The following is a 23,960-nucleotide window of genomic DNA, read 5'->3' on the forward strand; positions in this document are numbered from 1 at the left end:
AGCTCGCCGACCTGGTCGTGGTCGACTCCGACGGCTACGACCTGGTCGCCGTGATGCGCCGGGGCCGCTGGGTGGTCGGCGGCGAGAGGTTCCGCTCCGTCAAGTCCGCCTGAGCAAAGGCGACGGCCGCCCTCCCCCGAAGGGGACGGGCGGCCGCGGTGCGTCCGGAGCGGGTCTCAGCTGCCCGGCTCCACCGTGATCTGGTCGATCAGGACCGGCCCCGAGGGGACGGTGAAGGTGACCGAATTCGCCCCGGCCTGGAACTGCGGAAGTATCCAGGTGCTGAACCAGGACGACGCCGGATCCTTGCCCGGCGAGTAGTTCTTGAAGGTCAGCCCGCTCGGCCAGTCCTTGCCGTTCACCGACGCCGCGCCCTTCACGTCGGCACCGGCGTTGTTGTAGTGCACGGTCAGCTTGTACGTCCCGGCCGTCGCGATCTGGCCGTTCCAGGTCACCGTGCCGCCCTGCTGGAGCGTCAGGTAGCTGCCGTCGGCGGACTTGGCGCCCTTGACGGTGTTGCCGGACGGCGCGTTCTGGCCCTGCAGCTGGCCGGCGTCCACGGTCGCCGGGCCGGCGGAGACGGTGGCGCTCGCCGAGGGCGAGGCCGTTCCGGCCGAGCCGCTCGACGCCGCGGTGCCGCTGGGCGCCGGCGGGGCGGCGGTCGTGGTGCCGCCCTTGGCGGACTTGTCGCCGTCCGGGTCCCCGGTGGACAGGGCGATCCCGGCACCGATCGCTATCGCCGCGACCACGGCGACCGCACCGATCACCGCGCCCTTGCTCCGGCCGCTGCTCGGCCGCTCGTCCCCCGGCTGCGGCCGGGAGTGCTCGGCGTAGCGGGTCTGCTGGGTGCCCCCGCCGTACTCGGCCTGCTGCGGGGGCACGCCCGGCTGCCCGTACGGGCCCTGCGGGGGCATGCCCTGCTGGCCGTACGGCGGCTGCGCCGGTCCGGGCTGGCCGTAGGCCGGCTGCTGGGTGCGGGTCGGCTGGCCGTACTGCGCCCGCCCGACCTCCATCGGCCGGTTGTACGACGTCCGGGGCACCCCCTGCTGCGGCTCGGCCGGCTGTCCGGCGGAGCCGTCGGCCGGGCGGTAGAGGTAGCCGAACGGGTCGTCGTCCTGCGGGGCACCGCCCGCCTGGCCCTCGGGCAATCCGTTGTCGCCGGCGGTCGTCACGGTGGTCTGCTCCCCCATCCGGTGTACGCCGCGCGCGGGCGGCGCGGATCATGGACGCTGTCGTACCGGGAACCCTACCTGCCGTACCTGACAGCAGGAAAAGAACCCTTGACAACCCGTGGGTAACCTGTGCGTCGCCGGATGCTCGGCACCCGACCGATCCGCCGACCGATCCGCCGACCGACCTGCCGACCGACCCGCCGACCGCCGGAAGGCCGCCGGGGAGCGCGCGGAACGCCCCTCCCGGTCAGCCCGCGCGCCGGTGCGAGCGCTCGCCGCGCGCCCCGCGCACCGCGCCGCCCCGGGCCCGCTTCTCGTCGTACATCCGCTCGTCCGCGGTGTGCAGCACCTCCTCGATGCTCATCCCGCAGCCGGCCCAGCCGATCCCCAGGCTGACCCCGACCCGCATCGCCCGTCCGTCGATCCGCATCGGCGGGATGATCGCGTTGCGCAGCCGGTGGGCGAGGTCCTTGGCCTCCTCGCGGCCGATGCCGTCGGCCAGCACCACGAACTCGTCGCCGCCCAGCCGGGCCACCGTGTCGCCGTCCCGGACCGCCCCGCTGAGCCGCCGGGCGACCTCGACCAGCACCGAGTCGCCCGCGTTGTGCCCGAACCGGTCGTTGATCGACTTGAAGCCGTCCAGGTCGCAGAAGAGCACCGCGAGCCCCTTGTCCACCGGCGCCGTCGCCCCGGAGCGGAACGGCGCGGACCAGGTGTCCCCGGAGGGCCCGTACTCGGCCGGGACCACGGCGTGCACGTGCTCCCCGTACCCCGCGCCGAGGCCGGGCAGCAGGCCGTCGGCCGGTCCGTAACCGTGCACCGGCCCGGTGTACGGGTCCGCGCCCTCCAGTCCCTCGTACGCGGTGTGCGCGCTGTACGAGTCCGCCTGGTAGGCGTACGGCTGCGGGTAGCCGGCCTCGCCGGACATCGCGGCGGCCGCGGCGGCGGCCGGCTGCGGCTCGGCGCAGAGCCGGCGGGCCAGCCGGGCCTTGAGCTCGGCGCCGTTGGGCAGGCCGGTGAGCGCGTCGTGGCTGGCCCGGTGGGCGAGCTGGAACTCGTGGCGCTTGCGGTCCTCGATGTCCTCGACGTGGGTGAGCAGGAAGCTCGGGCCCTCGGCCGCGTCCGCCACGATCGAGTTGCGCAGGCAGACCCACTGGTAGCCGCCGTCCCGCCGGGACAGCCTCAGTTCCGCCCGGCCGCTCTCGGCGCTGGTGCGTTCCAACAGGGCCCGGTCCTCGGGGTGGACGAGGTCGGCGAAGCTCTGCTGGCGCAGCACCGCGCGGGGGCGGCCGAGCAGTCGACAGAGCGCGTCGTTCACCCTGGTCAGCTGGCCGCGCCCGGCGCCGTGCAGTTCGGTGATGGCCATCCCGCTGGGGGCGTACTCGAAGGCCTGCCGGAAGCTCTCCTCGCTGGCCCGCAGCGCCTGCTGCTCCTTCTCCAGCCGGGCCAGCGCCCGTTGCATCTCGGCCCGCAGCCGGGCGTTGCCGATCGCGATGGAGGCCTGCAGCGAGAACATCTCCAGTGCCTCGCGGGTCCACGCCCCGGGCCGTTTGCCGCTGCGCGGGCGGTCCACCGAGAGCACCCCGAGCAGGTCGCCGCCGGCGCTGTACATCGGGGCGAGCAGTCCGTCGGCGGGGTGCCAGTCGTTGGCGTAGACGGGCAGCGGGCCGTCCCCGATCCAGCGCGGGATGTCGCTGGCGACGGCCCAGCCGCGGTCGTACGGCAGGAAGCGCAGGGTGCCCCAGTGGTCGCTGACGCCGAGCAGCCGGTCCCAGGACTCCCGCGAGCCGACCTGGCCGAGGAGCACCGAGGGCCCGCCCATCGGGCTCTCCTCCAGCTCCCAGACGGCCGCCACCACGAGGTCGCCGTCCGGCCGGACCAGGCTGACCGCGGCGGCGTCGAAGCCGAGTCCGTGCACCGCGCCCTCGACGACGGCCTGCAGCGTGCCCGCCAGGCTGCGGGCAGCGTTGAGGTCCGCCACGACCCGGTGCAAGGTGCGGAGGGTCGCGAGACGGACGTACGGCTCCGACTCGGCTTCCATGCGGGGGCTCCCCGGCTGCTTCGGATAGTTCTTGATTGGTTATCGTCCGATTGCCAGAAGAACTGAATCACAGGGAGCACAGCGTTCGGCACGCTCGGTCAGCAATAGGCCACCACTTGTGACTTAAATCACACGACACTAATGCGTCTTTAATCAGTTCATCCGCCCCATAGCGGGACATAAAGCGCTATCGGCACATTTCTCGTGGTCGACCGCATTGGCCGCACGCTGAAGCCCACTGCACCCGCCGGTCCAACCGCTTCACCCCTGGGAGTGACCGCGCCCCGCGACCGAACGGGACCCGCGCCGGTGGTCCTACGACCACGGCCCGATGCCGTCACCCGGGAGCGACGACTACCGTGCGGTACGTGTACTCGTCCCCGCAGCCCGAAGCTGCCCCCCACGCCACGCCCGACGAGTTCCGGGCCGCACTCTCCCAGCTCGCCGCCGGTGTGAGCCTGGTGACCGTCCACGACGAGGAGGACGGCGAGGACGTCGGCATGACCGCCACGTCCTTCCTCTCGGTGTCGCTGGACCCGCCGCTGGTGCTGATCTCGGTCCGCGAGGACTCCCGGATGGACGAAGTGCTCTCCCGCAACGACACCTGGGCGGTCTCGGTGCTCACCGAGGCGCAGAAGACGCTCGGCTCCCGCTTCGCCATGAAGGGCCGGCTCAGCGACCGGCTGCTGTTCGCGGAGACCCCGCACCGCCGCGGCGAGCACACCGGCGCCCCGCTGATCGAGGGCGCGCTGGCCACCGTCGAGTGCCGCACCGAACAGCGGATACCCGCGGGCGACCACACCCTGCTGGTCGGCCGCGTCCTGGAGGCCGCCGTCCCCACGCCCGGCGGCCGGCCGCTGCTGTACTTCCGCGGCGGCTACCGCACCCTGGGCTGAACCCGACCGGCCGGCCCGCGCCGGCGTCCGGGGCGAAACGGTTCGCCGGGCCCGGCTACTCGGCCCGCGGCGAGCGCCGCCCCTGCTTCAGATCGGACCGGTGCCGCTTGTTCTCCAGCCGCCGCTCGACCATCCCCCGGCTCGGCCGGGTCGCCCGGCGGGCCTTCGGCGGCGGCGCGCACGCCTCGGTCAGCACCGCCGACAGCCGCACCGCGGCCGCCTCCCGGTTGCGCCACTGCGAGCGGAACTCCGAGGCCTGGATCACCAGCACCCGGCCGTCCACCAGCCGGTTGGCCAGCCGCTCCAGGGCACGCGTGCGCCACACCTCGGGCAGCGCCTTCGAGCCGGCCACGTCGTAGCGCAGCTCGACCTTGGAGTCGGAGGTGTTGACGTGCTGGCCGCCGGGGCCGGAGGAACGCGAGAAGCGCCAGACGAGCTCGGCGTCGGGGACGACCACCGACCCCCGTACGCGGATGGGCTCGGACATGCGCCCATCATCCCGCGCGACCCCCGCCCGGTCACCCGGTTATCTGCTGCTCGCCCACTCGCCTCCGGGGCGCTCCGACCCGGCGCCGACGGTCGGCACTCCCTCGCTCCTGCGTCATACTCGCCCACTCGCCTCCGGGGCGCTCCGACCCGGCGCCGACGGTCGGCACTCCCTCGCTCCTCCGTCGCTCCCTCGCGCTCTCCCTTTCGGCACCGGCGCGCCCCTTCGGCTCGGGGCGGGCCCTTCGGCTCGAGGCAGGGCCCTTCGGCTCGGGGCAGGGCCCTTCGGCTCGGAGCGGGCCCGGTTACCCGCACCTGCCCGGAGCCCCGACAATGGCCTACGTGATCGAGCTCGGCTACTCCCTCTCCAACCGCTTCCCCGACCCCCCGCAGACCGACTACCGCACCGCCCCGGTGCGCTCGCTGCGGTACGACCTGTTCTGCGGCGACGTCTACCTGGACGCCGAGGGCGCCGAACTCTCCACCCGCTGGGGCTGGGTCCCGGTGCTGGACTTCGCCTGGGCGCTGTGCGACATCGTCGAGCAGCTCGACCGCGACCCGGACGGCTCCCGGGCCGCCCGGGTGCAGACCGCCGACCTCGACTTCACCCAGAACACCGAGCTGCTGCGCTTCGCCCGCCGCTTCAACTGGGTCGAGGTCACCGCGACCTGGCTGCGGGACGAGCCGCCCGCCGTGGTCCGGCACAGCGAGCTGCGGCGGGAGGCCCGGGACTTCCTCCAGGACACCCTCGCCGACCTGTTCGACATGCACCCCGACCTGGCCGACAACCCGAACATCTGGACGCTGCAGGGCCGCTTCCCCCGGGTCTGACACCCGGAACCGACCGGACCGGCCATCGCTTTGCCCGTCCTTTGCCCGGGTTTGACGTCCGCGAAGAATTCACGGGATCCCCGGAACCAAGCCACCGGAGTACTGCGTTGTCCCGGGAAAAGCGAACGAAGGGACTGCAATCGCCATGCCAGTGAGCCTCTCCAAGGGTGGCAACGTCTCGCTGACCAAGGAGGCCCCCGGCCTGTCCGCGGTCAGCGTCGGTCTGGGCTGGGACGTCCGCACCACGACCGGCGCCGAATTCGACCTCGACGCCAGCGCGATCGTCCTGAACGCGGACGGCAAGGTGCTCTCCAACGGGCACTTCGTCTTCTTCAACAACACCAGCTCGCCGGACAACACCGTCGTGCACACCGGTGACAACCGCACCGGCGAGGGCGTGGGCGACGACGAGTCGATCAACGTCAACCTGGCCGGCCTGCCGGCCGAGGCCGCCAAGATCACCTTCCCGGTGACCATCTACGACGGCACCGCCCGCGGCCAGAACTTCGGCCAGGTCCGCAACGCCTACATCCGCGTGGTCAACGCGGCCGGCGGCGCCGAGATCGCCCGCTACGACCTCTCCGAGGACGCGGCCACCGAGACGGCGATGATCTTCGGCGAGCTCTACCGCAACAACGGCGAGTGGAAGTTCCGCGCGGTCGGCCAGGGCTACGCCTCCGGCCTGGCGGGCATCGCCCAGGACTTCGGCGTCCAGCTCTGACGCGGCACGGGCGGGAACGCCGAGGGGCGGGAAGTCGGTCGACTTCCCGCCCCTCGGCGTTCCGGGCCGCTCAGCGCGAGGCGCGCAGCTCCGGCAGTTCGATCAGCTCGGTCTCGTCCTCGGGCGTCAGGTCCACCACGGTCGGCTCACCCGGCTCGGCGTCCCCGGCGCGGACCGGCTGCTGCTCCGGCCGCACGCCCGCGCCGGCCTCCCGCGCCTCCTGGGCCTCCTGGGCCTCGGCCCGGGCCTTCGCGGCGACCGCCTCGTCACCCACCACGTCCGCCAGGTCCGCGCGCTCCCCGAGCTCGGCGACGCTGCCCACCGCCGGCGCCGGAGCGGTCGGCCGGACCGCCGCGCCCGTACCCCGGCCGAAGAAGCTGAAGCCGTGCCCGCGCGCCTGCCCGGACTGCGCCGGCCGCGGACGCTGCCGCTCAGCCGGAGCCGGCACCGGCGCGACGGCCGGAGCACCGGCCGCCCCGCCCAGCTGACCGACCGTCGCGGTCAGCGCCGGGCGCAGCGGCGTGGCCCGCACCGGCGTACGGCCCGCCGGCGCCTGCGCCGGGGTGGGCACCGAGGGCGCCACCGGGGCGGGCACGGAGACCGACCCGGCCGCCGGGGCCGCGGCCGGCGTGGCCTCGACCGGGGCAGTGCGCGCCCGCAGCGCGACCTCCGCCCCCGCCGTACGCTCCCGCTGCGCCTCCTGCTCAGCGGCGCGCCGCTCCAGCAACCGCAGCACGGACGCGGCGCGGACGAAGGCGGCCGGGCTGGCCGGGTACTTGGGGCGGCTCGCGGCGAGCGCCCGCTGGGCCGCCTCGGCCTCCTTGAGCGCCTGCTCGGCCACCGCCACGGCCCGCTCCCGCAGCAGCCGGGCGATCTCGGTCTCGGCCTTCGCCAGCCGCGACTTCTCCGCCGTCAGCCGCCGCCCGAACCGGGTGGCCCGCTCCTCGGCGACCTCCGCCGCGTACTCGGCCTCGGCCAGCTGCTCCTCGAACCGCTCCTCGGCCCGCAACCGCTGCGCCGCGGACACCTCGGCGGCCGCCCGGGCCGCCTTGTCGCGCTGGCGCAGCAGCACCGCGAAGCCGAGCGTGGCGATCAGTGCGGCGATGCCCACCGAGCGCACCAGGACGGTGTCCTGACTGAAAAGCAGAGCGGCCAGTGCGGCGACCAGCAGTACGCCGGCGGCGGTGGGGGGAAAGACCCGGCCGAGGACGGAGGAATGACGGTGGCGTCCGCGAGACATGCCAAGAAACTAGCGTGCGAATTGGGGCCGTGTCAGCCCAGGGTCCCCCTTCACCCTTGACAGTGCGCAGTTTTTACCGCACGTGCCCGGCTTTTCACTCAAGATCACGAAAAAAGCCCTGCTCAGCGAGGTCCGTCGGGATCCGGCCGTTCCGTCAGCGGGGCGAGGCCGCCGGACCGCTCGGATCGTCGTGGTTCTCCGGCAGCTTGCACACGTGCTGGAGCCAGAGCGCCGCCGCGATCACCGCGGCCCCGGCGAGCACCGAGAGCCCGGCGGTCACCGCCTGGTCCTTGCGGGCCGACACGTCCAGCTCGCCGAGCAGGAAGATCCCGGCCCCGGCGTAGATGCCGGTGACCACCGAGGAGACCAGCGCGCTGGCCTGCCCGAGCACCACCGCCCGGGCCGCCAGCAGCGGGTCGACCCGCTTCGCGCCGGGCTGCCGCTCGCGCACCGCCTTGAGCCGGGACCGCAGCGAGAGCGCGGTCGCCAGCAGGATCACCGCGACCGCCGCCAGCACCACGGGAGCGGCCGCCGGCACGGCCGGCAGCGTGTCCAGGGAGGCCCACAGCTTGGAGCCGGCCCAGGACAGCGCCGTCGTCGCGGCGGTGATGCCGATCAGCAGGCGGAGGCGAAGCAGCTTCACTCGGAGGTGGTCCTTCCCGGGGTACCAGAGCGGGCCGGCCCGGTGGCCCGGTCGACGGCGTCAGGCCACCGTACCGGGACCGGACGGGCTGACATCCACTCGTACGACCGGGCCCGGCGGCCGAGTTCCCCGGCCGACCCGGTGGACCCGACCGACCGGGCCGCCGGCCGGTCCCGCACGGTGCTACTCCGGCAGCGTCAGCCGGATGTCGTCGCGCCGCTTCACGCCCTGCGCGTCCGGGCCGCCGAGGGCCTCCAGCAGCGCGCCGACCTGCCCGTGCCCGGGCACCTCGGCCTCCGGCTGGGCGTCCAGCCAGGGGGCGAGCACGAAGGCCCGCTCGTGCGAGCGCGGGTGCGGCAGCAGCAGCTGCGGGTCCTCGCTGACGACGCCCTCGTAGGCCAGGATGTCGACGTCCAGGGTGCGCGGGCCCCAGCGGACCTCCCGCACCCGCCCGAAGGCGTCCTCGATCGCGTTGCCGCGCTCCAGCAGGTCCCGCGGGGGCAGCGAGGTGCGCAGCACCACGACCGCGTTGTAGTAGTTGGGCTGTTCCTCCGGGCCGCCGACGGCCGCGGTCTCGTAGATCGCCGAAACGGCCTTGATCCTCAGCCCCGGGGTGTCGGCCAGGGCATCGACGGCACCCTGCAGGGTGTCCAGCCGGTTGCCCAGGTTGCTGCCGAGCGCGATCACCGCACAGCGCTGGCTGTGCAGCGTGGTGTCGGCGGAGTCCACCCGGCTCTCCAGGTCGAACGCGTTCGGCTCGGCGATCGGGTCACTGCTGTTCATCGAAGAAATCCCTCTGCATCGGAAACCAGGCGCGCGGTGGGGGTCATGCGCGGCCCCGGTGGATGGTCACGGTCACGTCGTCGAACGGCACGGTGATCGGGGCGTCCGGCTTGTGAACGGTGACCTCGACCTCCTCGACCGCGTCGTGCTTCAGGCACTGGTCGGCGATCCGCTGCGCCAGGGTCTCGATCAGGTCGACCGGTTCCCCGGCGATGATCGCGGTGACCTCCTCGGCCACGATGCCGTAGTGCGCCGTGCGGGTGAGGTCGTCTCCGGACGCGGCGGGGCGGGTGTCCAGGTACAGCACGAGATCGACCACGAAGGTCTGGCCCTCGACGCGCTCGCGCTCGAAGACGCCGTGGTGGCCCCGGGCTCGCAGCCCCCGCAGGGTGACGCGGTCCAGCAAACGAATCACTGCTCCCAGTCGGACGGGCCCCACCCGGGAAAAGGCATGGACGGGCAGGGCGAAGGCGGGCAGCACGCCCGCCACTCCGTTTCGAATCTACCCGCGAGCGCGGACAACGCCTGACCGTCCTACCCGGCACGAACCGTCGCCACGCGCACCGGAATGGCGATTGACGTGAACGTTCGGTGACCACCCGGAAATTCCCCGGCAACCACCCGGCGCCGATTTCCCACGGCCCCCGGAATCAGTCCTCGTCGTCCTCGTCCCCGCTGGTCAGAACGGGTGAACCGTGGTGCGACCAGAGCTTCCACCCGGCCGGGGTGCGACGGAACAGATTGCTCGACACGACCTTTCCGCCGACCAGCGGCCCGAGTTCCCCCTCCTCCTCCGCCTCACCGCCGGAGAGGATGTTCTCGGTGCACGTGACAAGGGCCACATCTCCGTGGACCTCGGCCTCGACATCGGTCAGGAAGAACTGGATGTACTCCGTGTTCATCATGATCAGCATGTACGAGCGGGTCACCTGCGCCCGCCCGCGCAGCACCGGCCAGCCGGGGTGCACGCAGACCACGCCGCCCTTGTCGTCGGCGTGCTCCGGCCCCAGCCAGGCCTCCTCGACCGCCTCCAGGTCGCCCCGCTCCAGCGCCTCGTAGAACGCCCGGTTCGCCGCGAGCACCGCCTCCAGGTCCATCTCCCGGGCCTTCCCGGCCGTCCCGCCGCTCAACCTGCCGTCACCTGTCACAGACCCTCCCTCACCCCAGCCGCGCCGCGCGCTGCCAGGCCGCGACCACGCGGACGGCGTCCGCCGTACCGGACACGTCGTGTACCCGTACCGCCCAGGCTCCGGCCTGGGCCGACAGCACCGAGACCGCCGCCGTCGCGTCGTCCCGCTGCCGGGCCGGGCGCAGCTCCCCGGTTCCCGGGTCGGCGAGCAGCGTACCCAGGAACCGCTTGCGCGAAGCGGCGACGAGGACGGGACGGCCGAGCGCGGTGAGCGCGTCCAGCCGGCCCAGCAGCGCCCAGTTGTGCTCGGGGGTCTTGGCGAAGCCGAGCCCGGGGTCGAGGATCAGCTGGTCCTCCTTGACCCCGGCGGCCAGCAGCGCCTCCATCCGCGCGGTCAGCTCGGCGACCACGTCCCGTACGACGTCCTGGTAGACGGCCAGCCGGTCCATGTCGGCGGACTGCCCGCGCCAGTGCATGACCACGAAGGGCGCGCCGGTCTCAGCCACCACCCGGGCCATCGCCGGGTCGGCGAGGCCGCCGGAGACGTCGTTGACGATCGCGGCACCGGCCTCCACGGCCCGCTCGGCGACCGAGGCCCGCATGGTGTCGACGGACACCATCACCCCGGCGTCGGTCAGCTCGCGCACCACCGGCAGCACCCGGCGCAGCTCCTCCTCCTCGGGCACCCGCGCCGAGCCGGGCCGGGTGGACTCGCCGCCGACGTCCACCAGGTCCGCGCCGCGGGCCCGCAGCGCCAGCCCGTGGGCGATCGCCCTGGCGGGGTCCGACCACAGCCCGCCGTCCGAGAAGGAGTCCGGCGTGACGTTGACCACGCCCATCACGGCGCAGCGGTCGAGCCGCGGTAGTCCGGCCGGCAGCGAGAAGGACGGCGAGTTGCTCATGCCCCCATTATCGAACGGGGCCCCCACCGAGGATTCTCGGCGGGGGCCCCGGACGGTGCGAGGTGCCTCAGGCGGCCTCGCCGACCTCGCGGGTCGACGGGACGGGCATCAGGCCCTGACGCTGGCGCTTGCGGCCGAAGCGCGGCATGCCCAGGGTGATGAAGGCCTCCGCCTGCATCGCGGCGAAGCCGATCCGCGGCAGGTCCCGGGTGCTCGGGAAGACCAGGAAGCGCGGCTCCCACTCGGGCTGGAACTTGGCGTTGAACTTGTACAGCGACTCGATCTGGAACCAGCGCGACAGGAACACCAGCAGTCCGCGCCAGGCCCGCAGCACCGGGCCGGCGCCGATCCGCTCGCCGCGGGCCAGCGCCGAGCGGAACATCGCGAAGTTGAGCGACACCCGGCGGATGCCCAGGGCACCCACCTCCTGCAGCGCGGCGACGATCAGCAGCTCGTTCAGGCCCGGGTCGGCGGCACGGTCGCGGCGCATCAGCTCCAGCGAGATGCCGTCCGGCCCCCAGGGCACGAAGTGCAGCACGGCCTTCAGGTCGTCGCCGCTCTCCCCCTCCTCCGGGGCCTTGTGGGCGGTGACCACCACGCAGTCGTCGTCCAGCGGGTCGCCGAAGCGGCCCAGGGCCATCGAGAAGCCGCGCTCGGTGTCGGTGCCGCGCCAGCGGGCGGCGGCGTCGGCGATCCGGTACTTCTCCTCGGCGGTGAGGTCGGAGACCCGGCGCACCTTGCAGGAGTAGCCGTTGCGCTCGATCCGCTTGACCATCTGGCGCACGTTGCGCATGGCCCGGCCGGAGAGCGAGAAGGCACCGGTGTCGACGATCGCCTCGTCGCCCAGCTCCAGCGCGTCCAGGCCCGCCTCACGGGTCCAGACCTCGCCGCCGACCTCGCTGCAGCCCATCACGGCCGGCACCCAGGCGTGCTCGCGGGCCTCGGCCATGAACACCTTGATCGCGCCCGGCCAGGCCTCGACGTCGCCGACCGGGTCACCGGAGGCGAGCATCACGCCGGAGACCACCCGGTAGGAGATCGCGGCCTTGCCGGTGGGCGAGAACAGCACGCTCTTGTCGCGGCGCAGCGCGAAGTAGCCGAGCGAGTCGCGCTCGCCGTGCCGCTTGAGCAGCTCGCGGACCTTCTCCTCGTCCTCGGCGGTGAGCTCCGGCTTCGGCTTGCCCGGGCGCAGCGCCAGGTAGGCGGTGGTGAAGGCGGTCAGCAGGCCGAGGCCGCCGAGCAGGTAGGCGACCAGGTCGGACATCCGCTCGTTGGTGTAGCGGACGGGGCCCTCGAAGCCGAACAGCCCGTACCCGACGTGCTGCAGCCGCTCGGACAGCCCGGGGTGGCCGAACTCGTACCGGGTGCGGGTGCTCACGATCAGCAGACCGAGCAGCACGCTGAAGGTGCCCATCACGACCAGGTTGACCACCGCGCCCCAGCGGGTGCGCGGGTCGGCCTTGGCGTAGAACTCGCGCTGGTGCACCAGCATCACGGCGAACACCACCAGCGAGACGACCGCGGGGCCGATCTGGTGCCAGCGCGCGATGTGCAGGGCGGCGCTGAGCGGCAGCAGCACGCAGACCGCGCGCCAGGCCCGCCGCTTGCGCCGGCGCAGCGCGTGCGCCAGCGGCACCAGCAGGATGCCGACCATCAGCGTGCCCACCGCGGCCAGGCTGGTGGTGCCGCCCGGCAGCTGCCCGGCGAAGGTGTGCATCTTGGTGTGCCGGAGCTTGGGGAACACCGCGCTCGCGATGTCCACCAGCCCGATCAGCAGACAGGCGTAGCCGACCGCGCCAGGGAGCCAGGCCCTCGGGACGGCGGCCGCCTGGTTGCGCAGCGTCTGCAGACCGCGCCGACGGCGCGGCGGCTGCTCGGGGCTCGGCTCAACGGACACGGGAACGCTCATGGAAGCTCAGCGTAGAGGCTGCGGGGCGGTGTCCGTTCACTCCGGGGGAGCACGTGTGATGGACCTTCATGCCTATTCCTTCATCAGGCAATGCGCATACCAAGGATCCGGAAACGGACGGTAATCCGGTGCCGTGGGCGCGCTGCGGGTTGAGCCGGGGGTGGAAGCCGTGGGCCCGCCGCCGCGTGGCGGCACAGGGCCCTCCGGTACGTGGTACGTACGGTGGACGCCGCATTCTAGGGCGCCGGTTGCCCCGGACCTCCCCCCACCCTCCCGACGCCGCCGGGGTGCCCGGACAGCCTAGCTGCGGTGGCCCGGCCTGACGCCCCGCCAGACGATGAAGCCTGCATCGACAGCGTCCCACCGGAAGGCCGACCGCATGGAACTGACCAGCGACGTACTGGTGAACTCGCTGCTCGCCCTCGGAGCGGCGGCCCTGGTCACCACCTTGTGGATCTGGCCCCGGCTGGCCCGGCAGCGCCCGCTGCCGGTACTCGGCCGGATCGGTCTGCTGACAGTCGTTCAAGTCTCGATCCTCGCGGTGCTGGCGCTGTCGGTGAACAACTCCTTCGGGTTCTACACCTCCTGGGACGACCTGCTCAACCCCGGCGGCGCCAAGCTCGCGCTGGCCGGCAACGAGAACCACAACGGCACCCCGGTCTCCGAGCAGCTGGTCCAGCCGACCAACGAGGGCGGCCTGGAGGGGGTCTCCAACCTGCCCAAGGGCACGCCGGAGGAGGTCGGGAAGGTCGAGTCGGTCCGGGTCAACGGCAAGGACACCGGCTTCTCCGACCAGATGTTCGTCTACCTGCCGCCCGAGTACTTCGACCCGAAGTTCGCCCTGGTCCGCTTCCCGGCCATGGTGGCCCTCGCCGGGTTCCCGGGCACCACCCTGAACCTGATGAAGGAGCTGCCGCTGCTGCAGACCGCGATCGAGCTGCAGCGCTCCGGCAAGATGCCGCCGACCGTCCTGGTGCTGGCCCGCCCGGCGGTCAACCCGTCCCGGGACACCGAGTGCGTGGACGTCCCCGGCGGCCCGCGCACTGAGACCTGGTTCGTCAAGGACCTGCCCGAGGCCCTGCACAGCGCCTACCGGCTCGGCCGCTCGGCCGGCTCCTGGGGCGTGTTCGGCTACTCCACCGGCGGCAGCTGCGCGATGCGCCTGTCGATGCGCTTCCCGAACGTCTACGGCAACGCGGTCGGCCTGCACGGCGACTTCTCCGTGCGCCAGGACCAGTACACCGGCGGCGACCTCTTCAACGGTGACAAGACGCTGGCCCAGCAGCACGACCTCGGCTGGCGGCTGCAGAACCTCCCGGCCCCGCGGCTCAACCTGCTGGTGGTCTCCACCCGCAAGGAGGGGGACTACCCGCAGACCGTCCAGTTCGTCGACCAGGCCACCCAGGTCGCGGCCGCCAACCCGCAGTTCAAGGTGGACTCGCTGTACCTGGACGACGGCGGGCACAACTTCGACAGCTGGACGAGGGAGCTGCCCGCCTCGCTCGAATGGCTGGGCTCCCACCTCGGCTAGCGCGGACGGGTGACTACCCGCCGGTCGGCCCGCCCGGCCGGCGACCCGGGGGGACGTATCGCGACCGCCCGTCCGGCCCCGGGCGGGCGGTCGCCCCGGATCCGCGCAGGAGGCGCCGTGCTGAGTACCAGATCGCTCTTCGACGAGATCTACCGGAACGACCAGGCGTACCAGCTGTTCTGCAGCATCGCGGCCGACGGGGAGGACCAGGGCGGTTGGGAGAACGAGCGGATCACCGCCCTCACCCGGGATCCGGTGCTCGCCCCGAAGATCGCCCGGCACGGCGCGGACGAGCGCAAGCACGGCCGGATCTTCAACCAGCTGCTGCACAAGCGCGGCCTGCCCAAGGTGCCCGTCCCGGACGAGGCCGACTACTGCATGCTGCTGGAGCGCCTGGGCGTCGGCCTCTCCCACGAACGGCTGAACAGCGACGCCCCGCTGACCGACCGCGAGATCATCACCTACCTCGCGCACAGCCGGGTGACCGAGCAGCGCGCGGCCGAGCAGATGCGCCAGCTGGTCCGGGTGTACAAGGACAACCCCGAGCTGGGCCGGGCGATGCGGATGATCTCCGCCGACGAGGACAACCACCTCGCGTACTGCCACGAGGAGCTGCTGCGGCTGAGCGCCGAGGGCCACGGCCCGTACATCCGGCACGTCCTGGAGACCAGCGCCCGCGGCGAGATCCGCACCCACCGGGACGTCGGGCTGGCCGTCACCGCCCGGATGGCCCGGATCCTGCGCTGGTCGCGCTGGCGGCTGACCGTGGTCACCCTCGGGGTGCACGCGCTCTACCTGTACGACCGGGCCTTCGGCTGGCGCCGGATGGTCACGCTGCGGATGCCGGAGCGCCGCAACGCACTGGGCACCCCGGCTCCGCCGCATGCGGAGCCCGAGGTGCCCTGAGTCGTCACCGGACCGCCGTCCGGTCCCGCCTGTCGACCGATGCCCCGCTTATCGACCGATGCCCCTCTATCGACCGATGATGAGGCTCATCGCCTCGGCCCGGGTGGCCGGGTCGCGCAGCTGGCCGCGGACGCAGGAGGTGATGGTCTTGGCGCCGGGCTTGCGGATGCCGCGCATCGACATGCACATGTGCTCGCACTCGACCACGACGATCGCCCCGCGCGGTTCCAGGATCCGCATCAGCGCGTCGGCCACCTGGCTGGTCAGCCGTTCCTGCACCTGGGGGCGGCGGGCGTAGACGTCGACCAGCCGGGCGAGCTTGGACAGCCCGGTGATCTTGCCGCTGGTGGACGGGATGTACCCGACGTGCGCCACGCCGCGGAACGGCACCAGGTGGTGCTCGCAGACCGAGGTCAGCTCGATGTCCTTGACCAGCACCATCTCGTCGTGGCCGAGGTCGAAGGTGGTGGTCAGGACCTCCTCGGGCACCTGCCACAGGCCCGCGAATATCTCCTTGTAGGCCCGCGCGACCCGGGCCGGCGTCTCCAGCAGGCCCTCGCGGTCCGGGTCCTCCCCGACGGCCAGCAGCAGCTCGCGGATGGCGTTCTCGGCCCGCTTCTGGTCGAAGGCACCGACGGCGGGCGGACCGTCGAGCGTCACCGGGTCGATCATGCGGGCCTCGCTAACTCGTGGGAAGACTCTGGCTGAACAGCACGGATGCCGCGCCTCCAGGGTACAAACCCTGGTGACGCGGCATCCATTCCCTACGGTGGCCGAAATCAGCTCTCGGTCGGCGGCTCGGTGGCCGGCAGCGGCGGGAGCTTCACGATGTCGACCGGCGCGGTGTCCGAGGCGGCGGCGCCGTTGGTGAGCGCCAGCTCCTTCGGCGACTGCACCGGCGGCCGGGTGGACGGCGTGCGGCGGGCGGAGCCCGTCCAGGCCGGCCGGGCCGGGCGCTTGACGATCGGGGCGAAGATCTCGGCGATCTGCTCCTTGTTCAGGGTCTCCTTCTCCAGGAGTTCCAGAACCAGGTTGTCGAGCACGTCACGGTTCTCGACCAGGATCTCCCAGGCCTCGTTGTGCGCGCTCTCGATGAGCTTCTTGACCTCTTCGTCGACCAGCCCGGCGACCTCTTCCGAGTAGTCGCGCTGGTGGCCCATCTCGCGGCCCAGGAAGGGCTCCGAGTTGTCGTTGCCGAACTTGATCGCACCCAGGCGCTCGGTCATGCCGTACTGGGTGACCATGGCCCGCGCCGTGGCGGTGGCCTTCTCGATGTCGTTCGAGGCACCGGTGGTCGGGTCGTGGAAGACCAGCTCCTCCGCCGCACGCCCGCCCAGCATGTAAGCCAGCTGGTCGAGCATCTCGTTGCGGGTGGTGGAGTACTTGTCCTCCTCCGGCAGCACCATGGTGTAGCCGAGGGCCCGACCGCGGGACAGGATGGTGATCTTGTGCACCGGGTCGCTGTACTGGCAGGCCGCCGCGACCAGGGCGTGACCGCCCTCGTGGTACGCGGTGATCTTCTTCTCCTTGTCGGACATGATCCGCGTGCGCTTCTGCGGACCGGCCACGACGCGGTCGATCGCCTCGTCCAGGATGCCGTTGTCGATCAGCTTCTTGTCCGAGCGGGCGGTCAGCAGCGCGGCCTCGTTGAGGACGTTCGACAGGTCCGCGCCGGTGAAGCCGGGGGTGCGCTTGGCGACGGCCGACATGTCGACGTCGGGCGCGATCGGCTTGCCCTTCTGGTGCACCTTGAGGATGTCCAGACGGCCCTGGAGGTCGGGGCGCTCCACCGCGATCTGGCGGTCGAAGCGGCCCGGGCGCAGCAGCGCCGGGTCCAGGATGTCGGGGCGGTTGGTCGCCGCGATCAGGATCACGCCGCCCTTGACGTCGAAGCCGTCCATCTCGACCAGCAGCTGGTTGAGGGTCTGCTCGCGCTCGTCGTGGCCACCGCCGAGGCCCGCACCGCGGTGCCGGCCGACGGCGTCGATCTCGTCGACGAAGATGATCGCCGGGGCGTTCGCCTTGGCCTGCTCGAACAGGTCGCGGACGCGGCTGGCGCCGACGCCGACGAACATCTCGACGAAGTCGGAACCGGAGATCGAGTAGAACGGCACCCCGGCCTCGCCCGCGACGGCACGCGCCAGCAGGGTCTTGCCGGTACCGGGCGGGCCGTAGAGCAGCACACCCTTGGGGATCTTGGCGCCGACCGCCTGGAACTTGGCCGGCTCCTGCAGGAACTCCTTGATCTCGTGGAGCTCCTCGACCGCCTCGTCCGCGCCGGCGACGTCGGCGAAGGTGGTCTTCGGCGTGTCCTTGGTCAGCAGCTTGGCCTTGGACTTGCCGAACTGCATGACCCTGGAGCCGCCGCCCTGCATCTGGTTCATCAGGAACAGGAAGACCAGGACGATGATCACGATCGGCAGCATCGACAGCAGCAGGCTGACGAAGGTGCTCTGCTTCTCCGGGCTGACGGTGTAGCCCTCGCTGAGCGAACTGCTCTTGTCGTTCATCTGCGACTGCAGCTTGTCGGCGATCGCGACACCCTGGTCACCGATGTACGAGGCCTGGAACTTGGTGCCGGAAGGGGCCTTGCCCGTACCGGCCGGGGACAGCGTGGCGCCGTCCTTCAACTGGATCTTGATCGTATTCGAGTCACCGGTGGTGATCTGCGCCGACTTGACGTTGTGCGCGTCGATCGCCGCGACAACTTGACCGGTGTCGACCGTCTTGTAGCCGTTCGAGTCCGAAACGACCTGCATCAGTACGATGACGGCGAGGACGGCCAGCACGATCCACATGATCGGCGCACGGAAGTATCGCTTGACGTCCATCCATGCGGGGCGTTGCCGCCCCGTCCCTCCTGCCACTCAGCGGCGCCGGCCGGCTGTGGGCCGCGGCGCATCCGGTCGATGCTCATGTGAAGAGCGGTTTATTGGACCGTACCGCAGTCGGACCCGCCCATGGCGGGAGCACGGCGACACGGCTGTCGTTCTTTGTCCCCCCGGGTCCAACGGGCGGGAACGGCCTACTGTTCCCACCCGTAGCCCGAACGGGCCCTCAGCCGCCGTAGACGTGCGGAGCGAGGGTGCCGATGAAGGGCAGGTTACGCAGCTTCTCCGCGTAGTCCAGGCCGTAGCCGACCACGAACTCGTTGGGGATGTCGAACCCGACGTACTTCACGTCGATCTCGACCTTGGCCGCGTCCGGCTTGCGGAGCAGGGTGCAGACCTCGAGCGAGGCCGGGCCGCGCGAGCCCAGGTTGCCCAGCAGCCAGGACAGCGTCAGGCCGGAGTCGATGATGTCCTCGACGATCAGGACGTCCCGGCCGGCGATGTCGGTGTCCAGGTCCTTCAGGATCCGCACGACGCCGGAGGACTTGGTACCCATGCCGTACGAGGAGACGGCCATCCAGTCCATGGTGACCTGCGAGTGCAGGGCCCGGGCGAGATCGGCCATGACCATCACGGCCCCCTTGAGGACGCCGACGATCAGCAGGTCCTTGCCTGCGTAGTCCCGGTCGATACGCTCGGCCAGCTCCTGGAGCTTGGCGTCGATCTCGTCCTTGCTGATGAGCACCTTCGCGAGGTCAGCGCCCATGTCGTTCTGGTCCACCGGGGATACGTCCTCAAACGTTCGGGGTCTGTGTGGCCGGCGGCCGGCTCCCCCGGGACATGCCTCGCCCTCAGTCGCCCTGCCGCCGAAAGACCAGCGTGCCACACCTGCGGGTGGCCTCGACGCCCCCGGGTAGGTGCAGCGGCCCCTGGCCTCGCCATCCGGTGACCAGCAGGTCCACCGTCTCCAGGTGCCGGGCGAAGAGGTCCCCGGCCGGACAGCCCGCGCGGAGCGCGGCCCGGCGCAGCACCCGGCGCCGCACCGCGGACGGCAGTTCGGCCAGTTTCACGGCGTCCAGGGCGCCCTCGCCCGTACGGAGGTCGCGTTCGGCCAAGGAGGCCCACTGGTCGAGGGCGTCGGCGTCGTCGCGGAACAGCCGGGCGGTCCGGGCCAACGCCTCCACCACGCCGCCGCCGAGGTGCTTCTCCAGCACCGGCAGCACCTCGTGGCGGACCCGGGAGCGGGTGTAGGCGGGATCACAGTTGTGCGGGTCGTCCCAGACCGGGATCGCCTGGGCGGAGCAGGCCTGCCGGGTGGCCGCCCGGTCCAGCTCCAGCAGCGGGCGGCGGTAGCGGCCCTTCTGGGCGGGCATCCCGGCCAGCGAGCGGGATCCGGAGCCGCGGGCCAGGCCCAGCAGCACCGTCTCGGCCTGGTCGTCCCGGGTGTGGCCGAGCAGCACCGCGATCGCGCCGTGGCGCTCGGCGGCCTCGTCCAGGGCGGCGTAGCGGGCGTCCCGGGCGGCGGCCTCCGGGCCGCCGGAGCGGCCGACCAGCACCGGGACCGCCTCGACCGGGTCCAGGCCCAGCGAGCGCAGGCGCTCGGCGACCTGGGCGGCCCGGTCGGCGGAGCCGGCCTGGAGGCCGTGGTCGACGGTGACGGCGCCGACCCGCAGGCCGATCTTGGGGGCCTCGAAGGCGGTGGCGATGGCCAGCGCCATCGAGTCCGCGCCGCCGCTGACGGCGACCAGGACCAGCGGCGAGCCGGGCGCGGCCGGGGTGCGGGGCAGCCCGGAGGGGTGGCGGGCGGCGTTGCCGATCAGGGTGGTGCCGACGGCGGCACCCACCAGCGGCGCCCCGGCCGGGCGCTCGCGGGGCTCGCGCACGGGCGCGGTGAAGGTGGTACCGGCCTCGGCGGCGAGGTCGGTGAGCGTGCGGCGAACGGCCAGGCGTATCGCGGCGACTGCGGGGTGAGGGCCCACGGCGGACGACTCCTCGACGGAGGGGACAGGACTGCGGCGGGCGGCCGGAACCGCGCACCAGCGTTGCGCCGCGTTACCGGGCGCTCACAGATGGTGGCAGATAGTGGGGACCCACTACGCCACCCGCGCCACCGGTACGACCACCGTCCCACGTTCGGGTGAATGGAGAAACGTATCTTCACCCACGCTCTGCACGATTGGACCACTCGTACGAGCGGGTTTGACCGCCGCCGACCGACGGCGGTCCCACTGCGCGCCGGGATTGCCCGATCGGGCCCCCGGGGTCCCTCAGCGGGCGACCCGGGCGACCCAGGCGGCCGGGTCGTGGATCTCGTCCTTGGTCGGCAGGGTGTTCGGGGACGTCCACACCCGGTTGAAGCCCTCCATGCCGACCTGCTCCACCACGGCCCGGACGAACACCGCACCGTCCTGGTACTGCCGCAGCTTGGCGTCCATGCCGAGCAGCCGGCGCAGCACCAGGTCGAGCCGGTTCGCCCCGCGGTCGCGGCGCTGCTGGAACTTCTCCCGGATCTCCGCGACCGTCGGCACCACCGCCGGGCCGACGCCGTCCATCACCACGTCCGCGTGGCCCTCCAGCAACGACATCACCGCCGTCAGCCGGGCCAGGATCTCGCGCTGCGCGGGCGACTGGACGATCTCCAGCAGGGTCCCGGCCGGGGCGCCGTCCCGGCCCTCCCGGCCGCCCGTCCCCGGCAGCCCGCCGCCCAGCACGCCCGCCGCGTCGCGCAGCCGGTCCAGCAGCGCGCCCGGGTCCACGTCCGTCTCGGCCAGGAAGGACTGCACCTCGGACTGGATGTGGTCGCGCAGCCAGGGCACCGCGGTGAACTGGGTGCGGTGGGTCTCCTCGTGCAGGCAGACCCAGAGCCGGAAGTCGGACGGGTCGACGTCCAGCTCGCGCTCGACGTGCACGATGTTCGGCGCCACCAGCAGCAGCCGGCCCGGGCCCGGGCTCTCCGGGCCCCGCCGCGGCTTGTCGAACAGCGCCGCCGGGCTGTCCGGCGCCTCCAGCGAGGGCTCGGCCGGGGCGAAGGTCTCGTACTGGCCCAGCACCTTCGTCGCCAGGAACGCCAGCAGCGCGCCGACCTCGATCCCGGTGGCCTTCTCCCCCACCGCCCCGAAGACGCCCGCCGCCGCGCTGTTCGCCCGCCGCGCCTGGAGCTTCTCCACCAGCGGCTGGACCACGGTGCGGAAGCCCGCCACGTTCGCCCGCACCCAGCCCGGACGGTCCACCACCAGCACCGGCGTCGCGGCGGCCGCGGCCAGGCTGCTCGACCGCATCCCGGTGAACGCCCGCACGTGCTCCTCGGCCTCCAGCGCGTGCCGGCGCAGCTCGGCGACGACCGCCGCCGCCTCCGCCCGGCTCACCTCCGGCCCCGGCCGCACCAACCTGGTCGCGGTTGCGACCGCGAGATTCCAGTCGACCATGTCAGCCCCGCCACTCGCGCTCGTCATGCCCTCACCGTACGTGCTCACCACCACCGACGGCAGCCATCGGATCCCAACACCGACCCACCCTCCTCCCTGCCCTTCCCCGGCCCCCGCGAACCCGCCCGGCGGCTCCCTCGAAGGACCCGGAAGCCCTCGCCGACCGGCCGGGCGCGGGAGGGGTGGGGCTCAGTGGCAGCCGCAGGAGGTGAGGCGGGCGGCGATCCGGTCCATGGCGGCGCGGGCGGTGTCGGCGGGGGCGGCGGTGCGGGTCATGACGGCGAAGGCGAGCAGGCGACCGTCGGCGTCGACGACGGTGCCGGCCAGGGTGTTGACGCCGCTGAGGGTGCCGGTCTTGGCGCGGATCAGGCCGGCCGCGTCGGCGGCGCCGGAGCCGGAGCCGTAGCGCTTGTTGAGGGTGCCGGTGAAGCCCGCGACCGGGAGGCCGGTGAGCACCGGGCGCAGGGTGGGGTGCTGGTCGGAGCCGGCCAGGGCGAGCAGCTTGACCAGCACGGCGGGCGGGATCTCGTTGTCCGGGTGCAGCCCGCTGCCGTCGTTGAGGACCACGCCGGTCATCGGCACGCCGAGCGTGGCCAGCTCCTGGGTGACGGCGGTCGCCGCGCCCTCGAAGCTGGCCGGCTGGTGACCGGCGAGGGCGACCTGGCGGGCGATCGCCTCGGCGAGCTGGTTGTCCGAGGTGGTCAGCAGGCGCTCGACCAGCCGGGCGACGGTGGGCGAGTCGACCTTGCCGAGGACGGGGGCGTCGGCGGCGGCGGGGGCGGCGGCCGGCTTGGCCTTGCCCTCGACGGTGACGCCCTGGCCGGCGAGCATCGTGGCGAAGGCCGTGGCGGCCGCGCCGGCCGGGTCGGCGACCCGGGCCGGGGCGTCCTCCTTGCTCTTCGGGTCGATCCTCGCCTCGTCCACCATCAGCGGGACGACCAGGGCGATGTTCTGGTTGTCCGGGTTCCGGTGCTGCGGGCTGCCGCTGTACAGGGAGAGGTCGTAGTCCAGCTTGACCGTGGTGGTCCCGGCCGCCTTGAGGGCGGTGGCGGTCTGCCGGGCGAGGGCCTCCAGCGAGGCGGGGGCGGTGTCGGCGTCGGCGGGTTGGCCGCCGATCTGCACCTGGTCGGCGGGCAGCGCGGTGAGCGTCGGGTCCCCGCCGCCGACCAGGGTCACCGTGCCCGGGTCCGCGCCGCGGACCACCCGGGTGGTGAGCCGGGTGTCGGCGGGGATCAGCGACAGGGCCGCGACCGTGGTGGCCAGCTTGGTGGTGGAGGCGGGGGTGGCCGGGGTGTTCTCCCCGGAGCCGTACAGGAGTCGGCCGTCGGCGGCGTCCGCGACGGCGATCGTCACGGTGCCCAGGCTCTTGTCGCCGAGGGCGGGGGCGAGCGCCTGCTGGAGGCCCTGCGTCGTGGGGACGGCGGCCTCCGGGTCGCTGCCGGCGGTGGCCAGGACGGCGCCCGCCCCGGGCGCCGGGCGCGCGGTCGGCGAAGCGCTGTCACCGGGCGTGGTGCTCGGCGACCCGTTCCGGCGGGCGGGCCCGGTGGAGCTCTGGCCCGGCCCGGGTTTGGTCTTCCCGTGGTCGCCCTTGCGGCCGTCGCGACCCCCCTGGTCGCCCTGGCCGCCCTGGTCGCCCTGGCTGTTGCCGTCCTCGCCCTGCCCCGCGCTGTGCCCGGCCGCGCCGGGAGACGGCTGCGCGTACGCACCGCCCGCCCCCAGCACCGTTCCGGCGACCAGCAGGGCCGCTCCGAACAGTCCGGCCGCCGTCCCCCTGCGACGGCGCGCCGCCCCCACCCCAGCTCCCACCGACCGGCCCCTTTCCCGAGCACTCACTCCCGTAGGAGACACTTGGATTCTGTCAGTCCCTACCTTGGAGGAACCGTTGGAGTTCGACGTCCTTATCGAAATCCCGAAGGGCTCTCGTAACAAGTACGAGGTCGACCACGAGACCGGTCGGCTGCGGCTCGACCGGATGCTCTTCACCTCGACCCGCTACCCGGCCGACTACGGCTACGTCGAGGGCACGCTCGGCGAGGACGGCGACCCGCTGGACGCCCTGGTCATCCTGGACGAGCCGACCTTCCCGGGCTGCCTCATCAAGTGCCGCGCCATCGGCATGTTCCAGATGACCGACGAGGCCGGCGGCGACGACAAGCTGCTGTGCGTCCCGGCGACGGACCCGCGTTGGGAGCACCTGCGCGACATCCACCACGTGTCGGAGTTCGACCGCCTGGAGATCCAGCACTTCTTCGAGGTCTACAAGGACCTGGAGCCGGGCAAGTCCGTCGAGGGTGCCAACTGGGTCGGCCGCGCCGAGGCCGAGGCCGAGGTCACCGCGTCGATCAAGCGCCTCGCGGAGCAGGGCGGCCACTGAGCCGTCGTTCCGATCTCGTTCGCTCCCCGTTCGATCGGGGGAGTTCGAGGTAGGTCGGGACAGCCTGGGCCGGGGTCCGCGGATTCGTCCGCGGGCCCCGGCCCCTGTCGTTTCCGGGGGCGATGGCCGTACGGTTTTAC

At 72.7% G+C, this 23,960-nt stretch carries 22 protein-coding genes; 6 read left to right on the plus strand and 16 right to left on the minus strand.

Annotated elements, in window-relative coordinates; all coding sequences use genetic code 11:
* Positions 1-176: 176 nt before the first annotated feature.
* A complete protein-coding gene (locus ACZ47G_RS37415; RefSeq protein ID WP_465750627.1) occupies positions 177-1,172 on the minus strand; it encodes a carbohydrate-binding protein in 996 nt (331 codons plus the stop codon).
* A 247-nt stretch (positions 1,173-1,419) separates the two neighbouring features.
* Positions 1,420-3,213 carry a GGDEF domain-containing protein gene (locus ACZ47G_RS37420; protein WP_380463901.1) on the minus strand — a complete coding sequence of 598 codons (1,794 nt, stop codon included), beginning with the start codon at positions 3,211-3,213 and terminating at the stop codon, positions 1,420-1,422.
* Positions 3,214-3,581: 368 nt separating this feature from the next.
* Here ACZ47G_RS37420 and ACZ47G_RS37425 point away from each other — a divergent pair, with 368 nt between their 5' ends.
* Positions 3,582-4,109 carry a flavin reductase family protein gene (locus tag ACZ47G_RS37425; protein ID WP_380463903.1) on the plus strand — a complete coding sequence of 176 codons (528 nt, stop codon included), beginning with the start codon at positions 3,582-3,584 and terminating at the stop codon, positions 4,107-4,109.
* 55 nt (positions 4,110-4,164) lie between these two features.
* On the opposite strand, the gene arfB is transcribed toward ACZ47G_RS37425, so the two are convergent.
* Positions 4,165-4,596, minus strand: a complete 432-nt coding sequence (arfB, locus tag ACZ47G_RS37430) for an alternative ribosome rescue aminoacyl-tRNA hydrolase ArfB (RefSeq protein WP_465750630.1) — start codon at positions 4,594-4,596, stop codon at positions 4,165-4,167.
* A 332-nt stretch (positions 4,597-4,928) separates the two neighbouring features.
* Here arfB and ACZ47G_RS37435 point away from each other — a divergent pair, with 332 nt between their 5' ends.
* Positions 4,929-5,426: a hypothetical protein gene (locus ACZ47G_RS37435; RefSeq protein ID WP_465750632.1), complete on the plus strand. Its 498-nt coding sequence runs from the start codon at positions 4,929-4,931 to the stop codon at positions 5,424-5,426.
* 145 nt (positions 5,427-5,571) lie between these two features.
* Entirely contained in the window at positions 5,572-6,147 is a 576-nt protein-coding gene (locus tag ACZ47G_RS37440; protein WP_465750634.1) for a TerD family protein, read from the plus strand.
* Between the two features lie 70 nt (positions 6,148-6,217).
* On the opposite strand, the gene ACZ47G_RS37445 is transcribed toward ACZ47G_RS37440, so the two are convergent.
* The 7 genes from ACZ47G_RS37445 to ACZ47G_RS37475 form a co-directional block, all read right to left on the minus strand.
* Positions 6,218-7,387 (minus strand): hypothetical protein, encoded by a 1,170-nt coding sequence (locus ACZ47G_RS37445; protein ID WP_465750636.1) that lies wholly within the window; start codon positions 7,385-7,387, stop codon positions 6,218-6,220.
* Positions 7,388-7,541: 154 nt separating this feature from the next.
* The gene (locus ACZ47G_RS37450) at positions 7,542-8,030 is read right to left on the minus strand and encodes a DUF3180 domain-containing protein (protein WP_465750638.1); all 489 of its coding nucleotides are present in this window, start codon (positions 8,028-8,030) and stop codon (positions 7,542-7,544) included.
* Between the two features lie 183 nt (positions 8,031-8,213).
* The gene (gene folK, locus ACZ47G_RS37455; RefSeq protein WP_380461726.1) at positions 8,214-8,813 is read right to left on the minus strand and encodes a 2-amino-4-hydroxy-6-hydroxymethyldihydropteridine diphosphokinase; all 600 of its coding nucleotides are present in this window, start codon (positions 8,811-8,813) and stop codon (positions 8,214-8,216) included.
* Positions 8,814-8,856: 43 nt separating this feature from the next.
* Positions 8,857-9,216, minus strand: a complete 360-nt coding sequence (gene folB / locus ACZ47G_RS37460) for a dihydroneopterin aldolase (RefSeq protein WP_030288941.1) — start codon at positions 9,214-9,216, stop codon at positions 8,857-8,859.
* Positions 9,217-9,463: 247 nt separating this feature from the next.
* A complete protein-coding gene (locus tag ACZ47G_RS37465; RefSeq protein WP_380461729.1) occupies positions 9,464-9,910 on the minus strand; it encodes a nuclear transport factor 2 family protein in 447 nt (148 codons plus the stop codon).
* A 61-nt stretch (positions 9,911-9,971) separates the two neighbouring features.
* Positions 9,972-10,844, minus strand: coding sequence for a dihydropteroate synthase (gene folP / locus ACZ47G_RS37470; RefSeq protein WP_465750640.1), 873 nt, complete (start codon positions 10,842-10,844; stop codon positions 9,972-9,974).
* Positions 10,845-10,911: 67 nt separating this feature from the next.
* Entirely contained in the window at positions 10,912-12,753 is a 1,842-nt protein-coding gene (locus tag ACZ47G_RS37475; protein WP_465750642.1) for a phosphatidylglycerol lysyltransferase domain-containing protein, read from the minus strand.
* 379 nt (positions 12,754-13,132) lie between these two features.
* On the opposite strand from ACZ47G_RS37475, the gene ACZ47G_RS37480 reads away from it, so the two are divergent.
* Positions 13,133-14,284 (plus strand): alpha/beta hydrolase, encoded by a 1,152-nt coding sequence (locus ACZ47G_RS37480; protein ID WP_465750644.1) that lies wholly within the window; start codon positions 13,133-13,135, stop codon positions 14,282-14,284.
* Between the two features lie 117 nt (positions 14,285-14,401).
* Positions 14,402-15,190: a ferritin-like domain-containing protein gene (locus ACZ47G_RS37485; RefSeq protein ID WP_465750646.1), complete on the plus strand. Its 789-nt coding sequence runs from the start codon at positions 14,402-14,404 to the stop codon at positions 15,188-15,190.
* A gap of 66 nt (positions 15,191-15,256) precedes the next feature.
* On the opposite strand, the gene folE is transcribed toward ACZ47G_RS37485, so the two are convergent.
* The 6 genes from folE to dacB form a co-directional block, all read right to left on the minus strand.
* Positions 15,257-15,862, minus strand: coding sequence for a GTP cyclohydrolase I FolE (gene folE, locus ACZ47G_RS37490; protein ID WP_465750648.1), 606 nt, complete (start codon positions 15,860-15,862; stop codon positions 15,257-15,259).
* Between the two features lie 107 nt (positions 15,863-15,969).
* Positions 15,970-18,021 carry an ATP-dependent zinc metalloprotease FtsH gene (gene ftsH, locus ACZ47G_RS37495; protein WP_465750650.1) on the minus strand — a complete coding sequence of 684 codons (2,052 nt, stop codon included), beginning with the start codon at positions 18,019-18,021 and terminating at the stop codon, positions 15,970-15,972.
* Between the two features lie 226 nt (positions 18,022-18,247).
* The gene (hpt, locus tag ACZ47G_RS37500; RefSeq protein ID WP_045692298.1) at positions 18,248-18,802 is read right to left on the minus strand and encodes a hypoxanthine phosphoribosyltransferase; all 555 of its coding nucleotides are present in this window, start codon (positions 18,800-18,802) and stop codon (positions 18,248-18,250) included.
* A gap of 70 nt (positions 18,803-18,872) precedes the next feature.
* Complete coding sequence (gene tilS / locus ACZ47G_RS37505; protein WP_380461719.1) at positions 18,873-20,000, minus strand: tRNA lysidine(34) synthetase TilS; 1,128 nt, start codon at positions 19,998-20,000, stop codon at positions 18,873-18,875.
* Between the two features lie 288 nt (positions 20,001-20,288).
* On the minus strand, positions 20,289-21,473 hold the full coding sequence (locus ACZ47G_RS37510; protein ID WP_465750653.1) for a zinc-dependent metalloprotease: 1,185 nt from the start codon (positions 21,471-21,473) through the stop codon (positions 20,289-20,291).
* Between the two features lie 162 nt (positions 21,474-21,635).
* Positions 21,636-23,252 (minus strand): D-alanyl-D-alanine carboxypeptidase/D-alanyl-D-alanine endopeptidase, encoded by a 1,617-nt coding sequence (dacB, locus tag ACZ47G_RS37515; RefSeq protein WP_465750655.1) that lies wholly within the window; start codon positions 23,250-23,252, stop codon positions 21,636-21,638.
* 76 nt (positions 23,253-23,328) lie between these two features.
* Between dacB and ACZ47G_RS37520 the strand changes: the two genes are divergently transcribed.
* The gene (locus tag ACZ47G_RS37520) at positions 23,329-23,820 is read left to right on the plus strand and encodes an inorganic diphosphatase (protein ID WP_030244505.1); all 492 of its coding nucleotides are present in this window, start codon (positions 23,329-23,331) and stop codon (positions 23,818-23,820) included.
* The last annotated feature ends 140 nt before the right edge of the window (positions 23,821-23,960 follow it).

It is taken from the genome of Kitasatospora sp. NPDC030952 (assembly GCF_055571335.1).

Excerpts from the sequence above, each read along its gene's own strand:
- ACZ47G_RS37445 (WP_465750636.1), bottom strand. The coding sequence starts at position 7,387 with ATGTCTCGCGGACGCCACCGTCATTCCTCCGTCCTCGGCCGGGTCTTT.
- folK (WP_380461726.1), bottom strand. The coding sequence starts at position 8,813 with ATGAACAGCAGTGACCCGATCGCCGAGCCGAACGCGTTCGACCTGGAG.
- ACZ47G_RS37480 (WP_465750644.1), top strand. The coding sequence starts at position 13,133 with ATGGAACTGACCAGCGACGTACTGGTGAACTCGCTGCTCGCCCTCGGA.
- ACZ47G_RS37440 (WP_465750634.1), top strand. The coding sequence starts at position 5,572 with ATGCCAGTGAGCCTCTCCAAGGGTGGCAACGTCTCGCTGACCAAGGAG.
- ACZ47G_RS37475 (WP_465750642.1), bottom strand. The coding sequence starts at position 12,753 with ATGAGCGTTCCCGTGTCCGTTGAGCCGAGCCCCGAGCAGCCGCCGCGC.
- folE (WP_465750648.1), bottom strand. The coding sequence starts at position 15,862 with ATGATCGACCCGGTGACGCTCGACGGTCCGCCCGCCGTCGGTGCCTTC.
- ACZ47G_RS37420 (WP_380463901.1), bottom strand. The coding sequence starts at position 3,213 with ATGGAAGCCGAGTCGGAGCCGTACGTCCGTCTCGCGACCCTCCGCACC.
- ACZ47G_RS37510 (WP_465750653.1), bottom strand. The coding sequence starts at position 21,473 with ATGACGAGCGCGAGTGGCGGGGCTGACATGGTCGACTGGAATCTCGCG.
- arfB (WP_465750630.1), bottom strand. The coding sequence starts at position 4,596 with ATGTCCGAGCCCATCCGCGTACGGGGGTCGGTGGTCGTCCCCGACGCC.
- ACZ47G_RS37435 (WP_465750632.1), top strand. The coding sequence starts at position 4,929 with ATGGCCTACGTGATCGAGCTCGGCTACTCCCTCTCCAACCGCTTCCCC.
- ACZ47G_RS37465 (WP_380461729.1), bottom strand. The coding sequence starts at position 9,910 with ATGGACCTGGAGGCGGTGCTCGCGGCGAACCGGGCGTTCTACGAGGCG.
- ftsH (WP_465750650.1), bottom strand. The coding sequence starts at position 18,021 with ATGGACGTCAAGCGATACTTCCGTGCGCCGATCATGTGGATCGTGCTG.
- folP (WP_465750640.1), bottom strand. The coding sequence starts at position 10,844 with ATGAGCAACTCGCCGTCCTTCTCGCTGCCGGCCGGACTACCGCGGCTC.